Origin of the sequence: Pedobacter sp. KLB.chiD, assembly GCF_047040275.1 — a bacterium.
Classification (GTDB): domain Bacteria; phylum Bacteroidota; class Bacteroidia; order Sphingobacteriales; family Sphingobacteriaceae; genus Pedobacter.
Genome location: NZ_CP178207.1, coordinates 659,401 through 673,060, shown reverse-complemented (window position 1 = coordinate 673,060; position 13,660 = coordinate 659,401). Strand labels below are relative to the sequence as shown.

The window sequence follows — 13,660 nt, the reverse complement described above, 5'->3', positions numbered from 1 at the left end:
TTCGAAAACCGCCTTGTTTTGTAACAAAATGTTAACCCAATTTTTGCCGTTTGATTAAATAAGACTGAAGAACCGGATAAAAACCCCCGTTCATATCGGCATCAATTAAGTCGATTTTATATTGAGCACATTTTAGTGCAACCTGTTGCCGATAGGTAGAAACCGCAGTTATATAATTTTCCTTTACCTGATTAGTGTGTACTTTAATGGTCTCTCCAGTTTCCATGTCTACAAACTGGTACGGACGGTTTTCAAAATTGAAATCTACTTCTCTTTTTTTATCAATCACATTAAAAACCACTACCTCATGTTTGTTGAATTTCAGGTGTTGCAGTGCCTCAAAAAACTGATCGGTTTTATCGGCATTAGTTTGCGTATTAAACAGATCACTAAAGATAATCACCAAAGAACGTTTGTGGATCAGTTCGGCAACCTGATGCAGCGTCTCGCTTAAATTGGTCTGTGCATTTACCTTGGGTTTTTGTAGCAGCTCTTCCAGTTGCGTAAATAAATATTTCTGATGTACCGTTGTAGATTTTGCAGGAGAGCTGAATAAGATCTCATCGGTAATTAAGCTCAGTCCAAAAGCATCACGTTGTTTCTTTAACAGGAACATTAAAGACGCTGCGGCCTGTATAGAAAATATCAATTTATTGTTTTCAGGTTCAGGAAAGTACATGGAGGAAGAAACATCAATCACAAACTGGCAACGTAAATTAGTTTCTTCTTCGAAACGTTTGCTGTAGAGTTTATCGGTTTTGGCGTATAATTTCCAATCTATATTTTTAACGTTATCGCCGTTATTGTACTGACGGTGTTCGGCAAACTCAACCGAGAAACCATGAAACGGGCTTTTATGCAAGCCTGTAATAAAACCTTCTACTACCTGCTGGGCAAGCAATTCTAAATTACCATAACTTGTTTCGTTCTCGTAGTTTACCGCCTGCATATCGTAAAGCTAGTAAAAGATTATTAAAAAACCGGAAATTAGTCAACACTTCAGAAGTTTAAAAAGTCTAGCACAGTGCGACTGTAAAATATAAATTATAAACGACGAATTACAAATTGGAAATTGTGAACTGATTAGGGCGTTCCCCAAGCTACGCAAGGGTCGGGCTTTTCAGGGCTGCGCTGCGCTCCGGTACCGATGAAAGATCGGCACTGAACCCTTACAATCCCTAACGCAAAACCTGCCGCCGTAAAAATAACAAAAAAGACCTCACAGGTTTTTGAAACCTGCGAGGTCAAATAACGCTATTTTTCATTTAGAATACCCATAACTTGCTTCAGCTCAGCTTTTATTTCAGCAATTGATGATACTAAAGATGTATTGGGCTTTATGATAATTTTAATCACAGTATCTCCAAATAGATAATACCTGGCTTCTACACTTTTTTTAATTTTTAAGTCTTTCAAATAAATAGGCTTATTATAAAACGTTTCCTTTTTATATAAGAAAAACAACCTTTTATTGTCTAAGTAGTAATCGGTTTCAGTCTTTCCAGTCTCGCCATAAAAAACACAATGCACCTTTTTAAGCTTGCCTTTACTATAATAGCCAGTTACTATGCCACCTTCTGCCGACATTCCGGAAACATCTTTGGTTTTCTTTTTAAAAAATTTCAGTTGTTTATTAATTAAAGTAAAATCTGATTTGATTTTTTTGATTACAGCCGCGCTATCTATCGCATCATTAATTGGATGTTTGTCAGCAGCAAAGGCATTAGGGCTGCTACAAATAACAGCTATTAATAATATTAAAAGTCCTTTTAAGCTATTTTTCATTTTTTAAATCTTTAATACTTTTCCCAAAAGTCATCTGAAAATGCGGATAATCTTTAAAGCCCTTCCAATTCCCTCCCCATTCGAATCCAAGTTGTTCTCCTATCTGAACAACTTCTCTCGGCAAAATACTCCAAACTGCTTGTCCTTCTTTTACGATTACCACATCTATAGCTAAAGCGTAATTATGATAACTTGAACCTCCCTTTGCATTGGTAACAATATTACCCGGTGTTGTTCTACCTTGATTATATAAGGCATTTTGTTCAGCGATAGTTCTCAACGCCTGTACAATCCTTAACCGTATCCCAAGTTCTTCTTCAACTGTATTGATAAATTCTCTTGCTGGGTTCTGCAACCTTCTATCTAAAGTTAAAATTCTTTTATTTGTTGTGTCATCCCAAGTTGGCCTTAAATGTCTGGGTAATCCATTTTCAACAATTAACATTAGCGAATTCGCTTTCTTGTTGAACTTAATGAATCTCTTTCTATCCCAAAATGTCCGCGAATCAAGGTAGTAATAATCTATATCCATTCCACCTTTTGCAAACTTTTTTTCTACTAAATAGTTCTTGTGGATAGTATCAATAATCAAAGGTATTGAAGAACTGGAGTACGAACATGAGTTAAAGCCCTGAAATGATTTGAAAGGATCATAAAAAGTAAATAAAATACCTGCATTCCTTTTTTCTCTTAAAGAATATTCCATCATTATATTATTAATGTTTTGACAACTAGTTATGAAATCACAATAAATAATAGGGAATGATAATTTTTCAGCAATTAAAATGCCATAATTACCTCTAGAATAGTTTGTTTATCCTTAAAATAACATTTTAAGCTTTGTAATTCGTTATTTGGTGGCTATTAAAACAATTTATACGTTCTTAAACTAAATATCAGCAAGCCCCCGCTTCTGCCGATTGAAAAAATCGGCATCTCGCTACGGTCGGGTTTAGGTGGCAAAGATTGTACTACTATTTGTGATGAATAAACCCGATATCGTAGTCGCCGCGGGCCTCGTGGGAACTACAACGGACAGCAAGAGAGAAAGCCGTAATGAAAGACCGGGCCTGAGGTTCCTAAAACAAATAAACTTATGTGAAAGCAGAAAAACGCCTTAGAATATAATAAAAAAGACCTCACAGGTTTTTGAAACCTGTGAGGTCTGAATAACTAAAATTAAATTTAATTACTTTTTCGCTATTCTGTACAAATGCCCGTTATCGGTTACAGAATAAAGCGCTCCATCTTTTTCAACCATATCCCTGAAACGTTCGCCTTTACCTTCCAATAAGCGCTCTTCGCCAACAATTTTATCATTTTTTATCACCAATCTGATAATATGCGAGCCACCTAAACCGCCTACAAACAAATTGCCTTTCCATTCGGCTATATTGTTGCTGTTATAAAAAGCTATGCAACCAGGAGAGATGCTTGGATTCCAATAATAAACCGGTTGTTCCATTCCTTCTTTTTGTTGAATGCCATCACCTACTTTTTTTCCGCTGTATTCTGTTCCGTAGGTAATAATCGGCCAGCCATAATTTTTGCCGGGCCTGATAATGTTGACCTCATCACCACCTTTAGGGCCAAATTCCGCCTCCCATAAATCCCCAGTTTGCGGGTTAATGGCTAAACCATCCGGGTTACGGAGACCATAGGCATAAATTTCAGGTCGGGCATCCGCTTTGCCTGCAAACGGGCCATTTGCTACTGCTTTTCCGTCCGGAGTAAGGTGCAAAATTTTACCTAACGAAGAGTTTAAATATTGCGCCTGGATTCTGATATCGTTACCGGAACGTTCGCCTGTACTTACAAATAAATTCCCGTTTTTATCAAAAACAATTCTAGAACCATACTGAAGTTTACCAGTATAAGCTGGTGTAGCCCGGTAAATAATGGTTTGATTTTCTATAGCAGTTTCACTTGCAGCCAGTTTTCCTTTGGCAATGGCCAATAAAACGCCTTTATCTTGCGGCTCAGCATAAGCCCAATAAATCATTCTATTTTTTGCAAAGTTCGGGTCTAAGGTTACATCCAATAAACCACCCTGACCGGATGGATCTACTTTTGGTAAACCGGTAATTTTTTTGCTCATTTTCCCATCAGCATTTAAAATAACCATGGTACCTTGTTTTTGACTAATTAAAAAACGACCATCAGGAAGTACCGATATAGCCCATGGATTTTCCAGTTTTTCATTAATAACGGTAACATCCAGAGGAGTTTTGGTTTTTACGCCCGCAATCCGGGTTTGACCGGTAAAAGCTGGTTGATAGTCAGCTGAAGGTGCATTGGTTTCAACAGGATTCTGCGCCGATACACAGGCAATATTTGCACAGTTTAGGGCCAGACCTGCCACTAAAACACCTACAGTTTTATTTTTAAATAAGTGAACAGTCATGATTGTTAGTTTTTATTAAAGGAACAAAATTATGTTTACAATAAAAAACCCAAATCCATCAAATGAACCTGGGTTTCTGTAAAATTATTAGTGAAGTTGTGGGGCTGGGTTTTCTGAAACCCGCTACCTTCAACCTTTATTAAGCCAATTGCTTGTTTAATTTTTCCGCCAATACCGATTTTGGAACAGCGCCAACTTGTTTGTCTACCACTTCGCCACCTTTAAAGTATAATAAAGCAGGAATGTTACGGATACCAAACTGCATTGAAATTTGAGGGTTGTTATCAACGTTTACTTTTCCAACTACCGCTTTACCATCATATTCTTTAGCGATCTCTTCTACAACTGGACCAACCATGCGACAAGGGCCACACCATTCTGCCCAAAAATCTACTAATACGGGTTTATCTGATTTTAATACAAGCTCCTCGAAGTTTGCATCTGTGATTTCTAATGCCATAATTAATTTTTTTTATGTTCAAATATAGGTATTCAATTGTAATGCCACCAATTCTGTAATGCCAATTTGACATTATTTTGAGGTAGAGGGTACAAAGGTGAAGGGTGGAAGGTTTAGGCGCTTCAACCTTTAAACCTTCGCCTTCCACCTTAATTCAGCTTGTAATTAACAACATTCATTCCCATCAATTGTTCTATGAACTTGTTGTTAGGGTTTATTTTTAAATTTTTAGAAGGCAGATCCAACATAATCTGTTTTTCAGTATCAAAAACAGCAAAGTTAAGCTGGCAGTTTTGCTGCTCAGAGTTTGCCTTATTATCTGCTAATATAGCCTCAATTTCTTTCATTAACTGATCGTTAACCCGCTCAATAGGCACCTGGATAGTTAAACTTTTTGCTAATTTATCACGCAGCTCAGACATCAGGTTAATGGCTGTGATTTTAAATTCCCAATCGCCTGCTTTCCCGAAACGTTCGCCTACCCTTCCTCTGATCTGCAAGAAATATCCTTCGGTTAAAAAGGACTTAAACTTTAAAAAATCTTCACCAAACAAGGCCATCTCGCAGGCATCATCATAATCCTCAAAAACAAAAGTCCCGAAAGGTTTACCAGTTTTGGTAATCCGTTGTGATGCCGTTACCACCAGGCCACCTACACAAAGTTCGCGGTTTTTCAGTTTTTCGAATTCGGCCAAAACCTCTTCGTTGCTATCACCCATACGTACTTTATTGATGATACTGAGCTGCCGGACACTGTTGGTACAGAATTTATCGAGTTCGAGTTTATAGTTATCCAAGGGGTGGCCGGAAAGGAAAATCCCGATCGCATCTTTTTCATATTTCAAGCGGTCCATCAAAGCCCATTCAGGCGAAACAGGTAAACTTGGCTCTAAAATCAGATCGGCCTTTGATCCACCAAAAAGCGAAGCCTGCGACGTACTTTCATTGTTTTGAAAATCATTGGCATATTTAATAATCTTTTCAATGCCGTTCATCTTATCATTAGGGCCAATATAAAAGTACTGCGCCCTGTGTCCGCCAAATGCATCAAAAGCACCGCTATATACAAAACTCTCGTAAGCTTTTTTATTTACAATACGTGTATTAGAACGCTTGGCAAAATCGTACACGCTGGCATAAGGACCATTGGCCGTGCGCTCTTCGATGATACTCTCTACCGCCTTCTCACCTACTCCTTTTACTGCCGACATTCCAAAACGGACTTCGCCTTTGGCATTAACAGAGAATTTAAGGTCAGATTCGTTTACATCCGGGCCTAAAACGGTAACACTCATCTGGCGACACTCTTCCATAAAGAAAGCCACCTGCTTGATATCGCTCATGTTATTGGACAGTACTGCAGCCATATACTCTGCCGGATAGTGTGCCTTTAAATAAGCCGTTTGGTAAGCGATCCATGCATAACAGGTGGAGTGTGATTTGTTGAAAGCGTAAGATGCAAATGCTTCCCAATCCTTCCAGATTTTCTCTAAAACGGTAGCATCGTGACCTTTTTCAGAAGCTTGTTTCACAAACTTAGGTTTCATCTTATCCAAAACATCTTTCTGTTTCTTACCCATGGCCTTCCTTAAAACGTCGGCCTCACCTTTGGTAAAGCCAGCCAGTTTTTGAGATAAAAGCATTACCTGCTCCTGGTAAACCGTAATTCCATAAGTTTCCTTTAAATATTCTTCGCAGGCATCCAGATCGTACTTAATTTCTTCCTCACCATTTTTACGGCGAACGAAACTCGGAATATACTCCATTGGTCCGGGGCGATACAGCGCGTTCATGGCGATTAGATCGTCAAAAACCGTTGGTTTAAGCTCTTTCATGTATTTCTGCATACCCGGACTCTCGTACTGGAAAATACCAATGGTTTCACCACGTTGGAAAAGTTCATAGGTCATCACATCATCAATCGGGAAATTATCTGGATTAAGGTCGATGCCATGTCTTTTCTTAACCAGTTTCACGGTATCTTTAATCAGGGTTAAGGTTTTTAACCCCAGAAAGTCCATTTTTAATAAACCGGCACTTTCTACAACTGAGTTATCAAACTGGGTAACATATAAATCAGAATCTTTGGCTACCGATACGGGAACGAAATTGGTAATATCGCTAGGGGTAATAATCACACCACAGGCATGGATCCCCGTATTCCGCAAAGATCCTTCTAATACCTGTGCCTGCTGAATGGTTTCTGCACTTAAATCTTTCTGACTGCCCAGGTTTTTCAATTCTACAACCTTCTCATATTCATCGGGCCGTAAAGCATCTTTTAAACTTTTCTCGTCGAGATTGAAAATTTTGGCCAGCTTCATATTCGGAATCAGCTTGGCAATTTTATCGGCCTCAAACAGGGGCAAATCTAATACACGTGCTGTATCGCGGATAGAAGACTTAGCGGCCATGGTACCATAAGTAATGATCTGTGCTACCTGGTTAGCGCCATACTTATTAATTACATAATCCATTACACGGCCACGGCCCTCATCATCAAAGTCGATATCGATATCGGGCATGGATACGCGGTCGGGATTTAAGAAACGCTCAAAAAGGAGATCGTATTTAATCGGGTCGATATTGGTAATCCCCAGACAATAAGCTACCGCCGAACCCGCAGCAGATCCCCGGCCGGGGCCAACCGATACATCGAGGTTACGCGCTTCAGCAATAAAATCCTGTACAATCAAAAAATAACCCGGATAACCGGTTTTTTCGATGGTGGCCAACTCAAAATCCAGACGTTCAATTACATCATCGGTTAACGTTCCATAGCGACGTTTTGCGCCTTCGTAAGTTAAATGTCTTAAAAATTTGTTCTCACCACGCTTACCGCCATCAATTTCATCTTCCGCCACCAAAAATTCTTCCGGAATATCAAATTTAGGCAAGAGTACCTCACGGGCCAGTTTATAGGTTTCGACTTTATTCAGAATATCCTGAATATTTAAAATGGCTTCGGGCAGGTCGGCGAAAAGCGCCTTCATTTCATCAGCCGATTTGAAATAATACTCCTGGTTAGGCAAACCATAACGATAACCCCGGCCGCGGCCTATTGGTGTGGCCTGCTTTTCACCGTCTTTTACGCAGAGTAAAATATCGTGTGCATTGGCATCCTTCTTACTTACATAATAAGTATTGTTGGTTGCCACCAGTTTAACTGAATGTTTACGGGCAAAAGCAATCAAAGTTTCGTTTACACGGTCTTCATCTTCCTGGTTGTGGCGCATCACCTCCAGATAGAAATCGTCGCCGAACATTTCCTTCCACCAGATCAATGCTTCTTCTGCCTGGCTTTCGCCCATGTTGAGGATCTTACTGGAAATCTCACCACCCAGGTTGCCTGATAAAACAATGATATCTTCCTTGTATTGTGCTATAACCTCCCTATCAATACGCGGTACGTAATAGAAGCCTTTGGTATAAGCTATCGACGACATTTTGGCGAGGTTATGATAACCATTTTTATTTTTTGCCAGCAATACCATCTGGTAGCCATTATCTTTAGCGGTGCGGTCTAAATGGTTTGCGCATACAAAAAACTCCACCCCAACGATGGGCGTCATGATTACCTCGGTAGGGCGTTCACCAGCTTCAATTGCGGCAGCATTTTTAGCTTCGGCAGCTTTATTATGATTAAGTACGTTGTTTACGAAATGGAAAGCCCCCATCATGTTCGCATGATCGGTCATGGCTACCGCAGGCATTTTTTGTGCAGCTGCAGCTTTTACCAGATCAGGAATGCTGATGGTACTCTGTAATACCGAAAACTGCGTATGGTTATGTAAATGCACAAAGGTTGCGGCGGCAAGCTCCTGTTTGTTACCGGCTAATGTTTGTTTAGAAATTCCGCTGCCTTCGGTTTTTTGCTGGCGTTTACGGATTTCATCAGATGCAGCCTTTAAATTGATGTGTTTTAATCCTACCCCCTGAACTAAGCCAGGGTTTATTTCTCTGAAACGAGGAAAATATTCTACATCAACAAGCAGCTCTTCTTTTTTGAATACCTCTCTTTTTACCAGTTCCAGGAAACAACGCGTAGTTGCCTCAACGTCGGCAGTAGCATTATGGGCCTCATTAAAGGGTTCACCAAATAAATACGAATGTAATTCGGTTAAGGTTGGCAATTTAAATTTACCGCCCCTACCTCCGGGCAATTGCAAAAGTTGTGCGGTAACTTCGGTACAGGTATCTAAAACAGGCATTTCTGCCAGGCGGTTAGCTACACCAAAACGGTGAAACTCGCAGCCCATAATATTCACATCGAAACCAACATTTTGTCCTACAATAAATTTAGCTTTGTTTAAAACTTCATTAAACCTGGCCAGCATTTCATCGAAACCAATCCCCTGCTCCATCGCAAGTTCGGTAGAGATCCCGTGAATCCGCTCTGCATCATAGGGGATATTAAACCCTTCCGGTCTGACCAGATAATCCTGATGTTCAACCAATCTCCCCATCTCATCATGTAGCTGCCAGGCAATCTGTACACAGCGCGGCCAGTTATCCGTATCGGTAATGGGGGCATTGTAATTGCGGGGCAAACCGGTGGTTTCAGTATCAAAAATTAAGTACATATTGTGCGGCAAAGAATTAACCGTTGTAGAATAATAACGGTTTTTCAAAAATAAGGAATTTGATGGGCGAAGTTGTCAGGATTTTATCAACAAAATCGTTCGGCAAACCTTAAAATTTTTGAAAACCTGTAAGGTTTAAAATAGAAAGATGATTATCATCGTTTCCTAGCGAGCACATCCATATTCAAGCGATGCTATCGTTTTTAAGGGCAAATTATTCAATGAAATATTTATTTTTTTAAAAATATAGGGTTCGGTGTTTCATAGAGGATTTCATCCTCCCTTTCCGTTTTATTCCGATGAAGGATCGGAATGTTCGCTGCAATCGGGTTTAATTACCGAAGATAGTAACACGATCGGCGCCACCTAAACCCGACAGCAGTGGCAGCGCCCGATTCTTCATCGGGCCTATAGCGAATGGCGGGACTGCATAAACCCAAACGCTTCTGCACTTGCTTTCCATAATACCTTAATAAATCTTTAGCATTTAGAACAATGATAGGATTCTTCGCTGCGCTCAGAATGAAAAACACTTTATCGGTATGCAACCGTAAACTGAAAACCGCCAATTGCGAACTTATCAAAAATGCTCCTGGCTTACCAACTCACTTACTTCATATCCCTTCTGCCTGCATCTTTCAATAATGTGCACCAATAAATCTGCCTCCATCTTTGGTTCGCGGGCCATAATAAAGAGGTATTTTTCATCCGGATGCCCTACCACTACATAACTATAATCATCAGCAAGCTCTATAATCCAATAACCGATCTTAAAAGGCCATAAAAACTGGGCTTTCATATCTCCATCCGCTTTTTCCTTATCGAAAAAGAGTTTTGAGGTAATCGATTTTTCTTCAGGTTTTCCATCCTTATGATAGGTGGTGTATACCTCAAAATGATCATCGTCAGCCAAAGTATAAGTTTCAGTAGTCTGTTTCCAATGTTTATCCAATAAAGTCGGGATAGAATATAAAGAATACCATTTACCCTCAAAGGCTTTGTAATCGATATTAGAAATGGGTTTATTTTCCATAATTTGTGAGAACAAAAATCGCTATTAGTACTTACTAAGTAAACCCCGATTAAATTATAAAGTTTTAAAATGCATTTTTAAACCTTATATTTATTTCTACCTTCGGTACATATTAAGGAAAGCGAACCACTAAAAATATAAAGATATGAAAGTAACGGTTGTTGGCGCAGGCGCAGTTGGTGCCACTTGTGCAGATCATATTGCCCGCAAAGAATTGGCGAACGAACTTGTATTATTGGATATTAAAGAAGGTTTTGCCGAAGGTAAGGCAATCGACATGATGCAAACGGCAACCCTTGTGGGCTTCGACACCAAAATTACCGGGATAACGAATGATTATAGTAAAACAGCTGGTTCTGATGTAGTGGTGATTACTTCGGGGCTGCCACGTAAACCAGGGATGACCCGGGAAGAGCTAATCGGCATTAATGCAGGCATTGTTAAAAACGTTGCCGAAAATATTTTAAAATTCTCTCCGGAAGCTATCTTCATCGTGATCAGTAATCCGATGGACACCATGACCTATCTGGCCTTGAAATCTTTAGGTCTGCCAAAAAACCGCATCATCGGTATGGGCGGAACTTTAGACAGCTCACGCTTCAAATTCTATTTATCGCAAGCGCTAAATTGCAGCCCAAATGATTTACAGGGATTTGTAATTGGCGGCCATGGCGATACCACCATGATTCCACTCACCCGTTTAGCTACTTACCAAAGTTTACCCGTAAGCCATTTATTGGATAAAGTTACGCTCGATCAGGTGGCGGCAGATACTATGGTTGGAGGTGCTACTTTAACCGGTTTAATCGGAACTTCGGCATGGTATGCACCAGGTGCGGCAGGCGCGGCATTGGTTGAAGCCATTTTGCGCGATGAGAAAAAACTGTTCACCTGCTGCGTTTCGCTTGAAGGAGAATACGGACAGCAAGATATCTGTTTAGGTGTACCGGTAATTATCGGCCGCAATGGTTGGGAAAAAATCGTAGATTTTAAATTAACCGAAGATGAACAGGCGGCATTTAATAAAAGCGCGGATGCGGTAAGAAATATGAACAGTGTACTGGCAGAAATGAAACTGGTTTAACCATCTATATTTAATGATACCGTCACCCTGAATTTGTTTCAGGGTTCTCTAGTCAAGATAGATCGCTCCCCGTCTGTACGGGCAGGAATTCAGCATTGCTTAGGTGAAGAAACAGGTGGTGGATATTATGGCAATACGAGCGGCTTTTTTATCAATTATACCCTGCCAAATTCTCAGTTAACCGGGCGCATCCGCTCGTTAAATTTGTTATTGAAGAAAAACAAAATGGTATTCCTTTTGGTCGCGGTGTAATGCCTGATAACGAAATACAACCCGATATTGAAGAATATTTAAGGGCTACGATGCAGAAATGGAATTTGTAAAAAACCAGATCAAAAACAAATAACCAACTCCTGACATGGTTTTCGGCTAATTAGCCTAATTTAGGCTCCCAAATATTTGTTATGAAAGCCATTTCCGTTCCTTTAAAATTAATAAACTTACAAGACGATGGTTTCCACCTTTTAGTGGAAGTTATTGTTTTTAAGGAAAAACATCTCGCCGTTTTAGACACCGGGGCGTCGCGGAGTGTTTTCGACAAGTCATTGATCGAAAAACATTTGTCAGAAACGCTTCAGGTATCGGATGAGATTAATGCAGCTACTCTTTTTACCACCACGACTACCATTCAGGCCACCCTTCCTCAACTAAAAATCGGCACTTTAAAGATCAACAATTATGAAACCGTGGCGTTTGATCTGCAATCGGTGAGTGAAACTTACCAACAGTTTGGCCACCCGCCCATTATGGGTATTATTGGAGGAGATATTTTGATGCAGTATAAGGCGGTTATTAATTACCAGAAAATGACCCTTAGGCTTTATAAATAGATATAACTTCCCTTTATGATACCAATCATTTTTACTAAGCCATTTTAACTGATATTTGATCTTGATGAAAAAGTTAATCGCAATCTTTTGCGTTATTTTTTGGGCGGGATTGATGGCCGGAATTAGTTTTTTGGAAGCTCCATTGAAATTCCAGGCACTAGGAATAACCATACCACTTGGTTTAGGTATCGGGCAATTGGTTTTTCAGGCACTTAATAAAATAGAGATTGTATTGCTTGTTGTTATTTTAGCCTGTTCCTTACCGGCAGCGTTAAAAAACATCCGCAGTATATTACTGTTTTCGGTTACCATTCTGGTGATGATCGATACTTTTTGGCTGTTGCCACTACTTGATGAAAGGGCAAAACTGGTTTTGGCTGGCCATGCCCCGGCAAAAAGTTATCACCATATCCTGTATATCATTATCGACACCTTTAAATTTCTGATATTGATTGCATTAGGTTTTTTAAATTTAAAATCATTGGGCCATGAAAAAAGATATTCATAATCGAGCAGATATTGTTGTTTTGGTAGATATGTTTTATAAAAATATTGTACTTAACACAGCGATCGGCCCTATATTTACCGATGTTGCCAAAGTAGATTGGCCCCACCACTTACCAAAAATGTACGATTTTTGGGAAAGCATCCTTTTCGGTAAAGCGATTTATAAAGGAAATCCAATGCTAACCCATTTCGAACTTCATAAACAAATACCGTTGCAGCAGGAACAGTTTGAAATATGGAAAAATCTGTTTCTCCAAAACGTAGACAATTTGTTTACAGGCCCTAATGCAGAACTGATTAAACAAAAAGCCCAATCTATTGCAGATTTAATGCACTTTAAAATCAATTTTCCCTTATCGAAGACCAAAATTGTTTAGCTTAATCTGCTTTGAATTCAATCGTTTTCTTTATAAATTTAGTTAACCAAACTGAATTATGTTATGAAATTCCTTAAAATCTTTTTAAGCATTATTGCTGTATTGGCAGTAATCATCATTGGCGGTAGTTTTTTTCTTCCAAAAAGCTATTCGGTTAATCGGAGTATCACCATTCTTGCACCCGACAGTATCATTTATAACAACATCGCCGATTATCATGAGTTCTACAAGTGGAATGCCTGGTCTAAGATGGATCCAAAAGCCAAAATCACCATTACCGGTGCTGTTGCTCAGCCTGGTCACTTGTACCAATGGAATGGCGAAAAAAGTGGCACCGGACAAATGTTGATCAACAAAGTAGAAGCAAATAAAATGGTTGATATGGAACTGAAGTTCATCAAGCCCATGGAAAGTGTGGCAAATACCCGTTTTGACATTGAAAAAGCCGGGAACGGGAATAAAGTAACCTGGACCATGAGTGGAGAAAGCAAAGGCATCATCAATAAATGGTTTTGCTTATTTATGGATAAAATGATCGGCAAAGATTTTGAAGGTGGATTGAAATCACTGAAAGAGAAATCAGAGAACGGGAATTAA

The 13,660-nt window shown here is 39.5% G+C and carries 12 protein-coding genes; 5 read left to right on the top strand and 7 right to left on the bottom strand.

Features of this window, described 5'->3' with window-relative positions:
* Positions 1-31: 31 nt before the first annotated feature.
* The 7 genes from ACK1I8_RS02860 to ACK1I8_RS02830 all read right to left on the bottom strand — a co-directional run bounded on the left by ACK1I8_RS02860 (position 32) and on the right by ACK1I8_RS02830 (position 10,265).
* Positions 32-949: a DUF58 domain-containing protein gene (locus tag ACK1I8_RS02860; RefSeq protein ID WP_412467841.1), complete on the bottom strand. Its 918-nt coding sequence runs from the start codon at positions 947-949 to the stop codon at positions 32-34.
* Between the two features lie 305 nt (positions 950-1,254).
* A complete protein-coding gene (locus ACK1I8_RS02855; protein WP_412467840.1) occupies positions 1,255-1,785 on the bottom strand; it encodes a hypothetical protein in 531 nt (176 codons plus the stop codon).
* A complete protein-coding gene (locus ACK1I8_RS02850) occupies positions 1,775-2,494 on the bottom strand; it encodes a M15 family metallopeptidase (RefSeq protein ID WP_412467839.1) in 720 nt (239 codons plus the stop codon). The genes ACK1I8_RS02855 and ACK1I8_RS02850 overlap by 11 nt, the downstream gene beginning before the upstream one ends.
* Before the next feature lie 480 nt (positions 2,495-2,974).
* Positions 2,975-4,189: a PQQ-dependent sugar dehydrogenase gene (locus ACK1I8_RS02845; protein WP_412467838.1), complete on the bottom strand. Its 1,215-nt coding sequence runs from the start codon at positions 4,187-4,189 to the stop codon at positions 2,975-2,977.
* A 139-nt stretch (positions 4,190-4,328) separates the two neighbouring features.
* Entirely contained in the window at positions 4,329-4,649 is a 321-nt protein-coding gene (gene trxA / locus ACK1I8_RS02840) for a thioredoxin (protein ID WP_039482143.1), read from the bottom strand.
* Positions 4,650-4,798: 149 nt separating this feature from the next.
* Positions 4,799-9,232 carry a DNA polymerase III subunit alpha gene (gene dnaE / locus ACK1I8_RS02835; protein WP_412467837.1) on the bottom strand — a complete coding sequence of 1,478 codons (4,434 nt, stop codon included), beginning with the start codon at positions 9,230-9,232 and terminating at the stop codon, positions 4,799-4,801.
* Between the two features lie 580 nt (positions 9,233-9,812).
* The gene (locus tag ACK1I8_RS02830; RefSeq protein WP_412467836.1) at positions 9,813-10,265 is read right to left on the bottom strand and encodes a lipocalin family protein; all 453 of its coding nucleotides are present in this window, start codon (positions 10,263-10,265) and stop codon (positions 9,813-9,815) included.
* Positions 10,266-10,410: 145 nt separating this feature from the next.
* Here ACK1I8_RS02830 and mdh point away from each other — a divergent pair, with 145 nt between their 5' ends.
* The 5 genes from mdh to ACK1I8_RS02805 all read left to right on the top strand — a co-directional run bounded on the left by mdh (position 10,411) and on the right by ACK1I8_RS02805 (position 13,660).
* Positions 10,411-11,349, top strand: a complete 939-nt coding sequence (mdh, locus tag ACK1I8_RS02825) for a malate dehydrogenase (RefSeq protein WP_412467835.1) — start codon at positions 10,411-10,413, stop codon at positions 11,347-11,349.
* 404 nt (positions 11,350-11,753) lie between these two features.
* A complete protein-coding gene (locus ACK1I8_RS02820) occupies positions 11,754-12,179 on the top strand; it encodes an aspartyl protease family protein (RefSeq protein ID WP_412467834.1) in 426 nt (141 codons plus the stop codon).
* A gap of 64 nt (positions 12,180-12,243) precedes the next feature.
* Positions 12,244-12,687 carry a hypothetical protein gene (locus tag ACK1I8_RS02815; RefSeq protein ID WP_412467833.1) on the top strand — a complete coding sequence of 148 codons (444 nt, stop codon included), beginning with the start codon at positions 12,244-12,246 and terminating at the stop codon, positions 12,685-12,687.
* Positions 12,668-13,063, top strand: a complete 396-nt coding sequence (locus tag ACK1I8_RS02810) for a group III truncated hemoglobin (protein WP_412467832.1) — start codon at positions 12,668-12,670, stop codon at positions 13,061-13,063. Before ACK1I8_RS02815 ends, ACK1I8_RS02810 begins: the two co-directional genes overlap by 20 nt.
* A 63-nt stretch (positions 13,064-13,126) precedes the next feature.
* Positions 13,127-13,660 (top strand): SRPBCC family protein, encoded by a 534-nt coding sequence (locus tag ACK1I8_RS02805; protein ID WP_412467831.1) that lies wholly within the window; start codon positions 13,127-13,129, stop codon positions 13,658-13,660.

Bases quoted from the DNA above. Each gene is read 5' to 3' on its own strand.
- ACK1I8_RS02860 (WP_412467841.1), bottom strand. From the start codon at position 949: ATGCAGGCGGTAAACTACGAGAACGAAACAAGTTATGGTAATTTAGAA.
- ACK1I8_RS02855 (WP_412467840.1), bottom strand. From the start codon at position 1,785: ATGAAAAATAGCTTAAAAGGACTTTTAATATTATTAATAGCTGTTATT.
- ACK1I8_RS02850 (WP_412467839.1), bottom strand. From the start codon at position 2,494: ATGATGGAATATTCTTTAAGAGAAAAAAGGAATGCAGGTATTTTATTT.
- ACK1I8_RS02845 (WP_412467838.1), bottom strand. From the start codon at position 4,189: ATGACTGTTCACTTATTTAAAAATAAAACTGTAGGTGTTTTAGTGGCA.
- trxA (WP_039482143.1), bottom strand. From the start codon at position 4,649: ATGGCATTAGAAATCACAGATGCAAACTTCGAGGAGCTTGTATTAAAA.
- dnaE (WP_412467837.1), bottom strand. From the start codon at position 9,232: ATGTACTTAATTTTTGATACTGAAACCACCGGTTTGCCCCGCAATTAC.
- ACK1I8_RS02830 (WP_412467836.1), bottom strand. From the start codon at position 10,265: ATGGAAAATAAACCCATTTCTAATATCGATTACAAAGCCTTTGAGGGT.
- mdh (WP_412467835.1), top strand. From the start codon at position 10,411: ATGAAAGTAACGGTTGTTGGCGCAGGCGCAGTTGGTGCCACTTGTGCA.
- ACK1I8_RS02820 (WP_412467834.1), top strand. From the start codon at position 11,754: ATGAAAGCCATTTCCGTTCCTTTAAAATTAATAAACTTACAAGACGAT.
- ACK1I8_RS02815 (WP_412467833.1), top strand. From the start codon at position 12,244: ATGAAAAAGTTAATCGCAATCTTTTGCGTTATTTTTTGGGCGGGATTG.
- ACK1I8_RS02810 (WP_412467832.1), top strand. From the start codon at position 12,668: ATGAAAAAAGATATTCATAATCGAGCAGATATTGTTGTTTTGGTAGAT.
- ACK1I8_RS02805 (WP_412467831.1), top strand. From the start codon at position 13,127: ATGAAATTCCTTAAAATCTTTTTAAGCATTATTGCTGTATTGGCAGTA.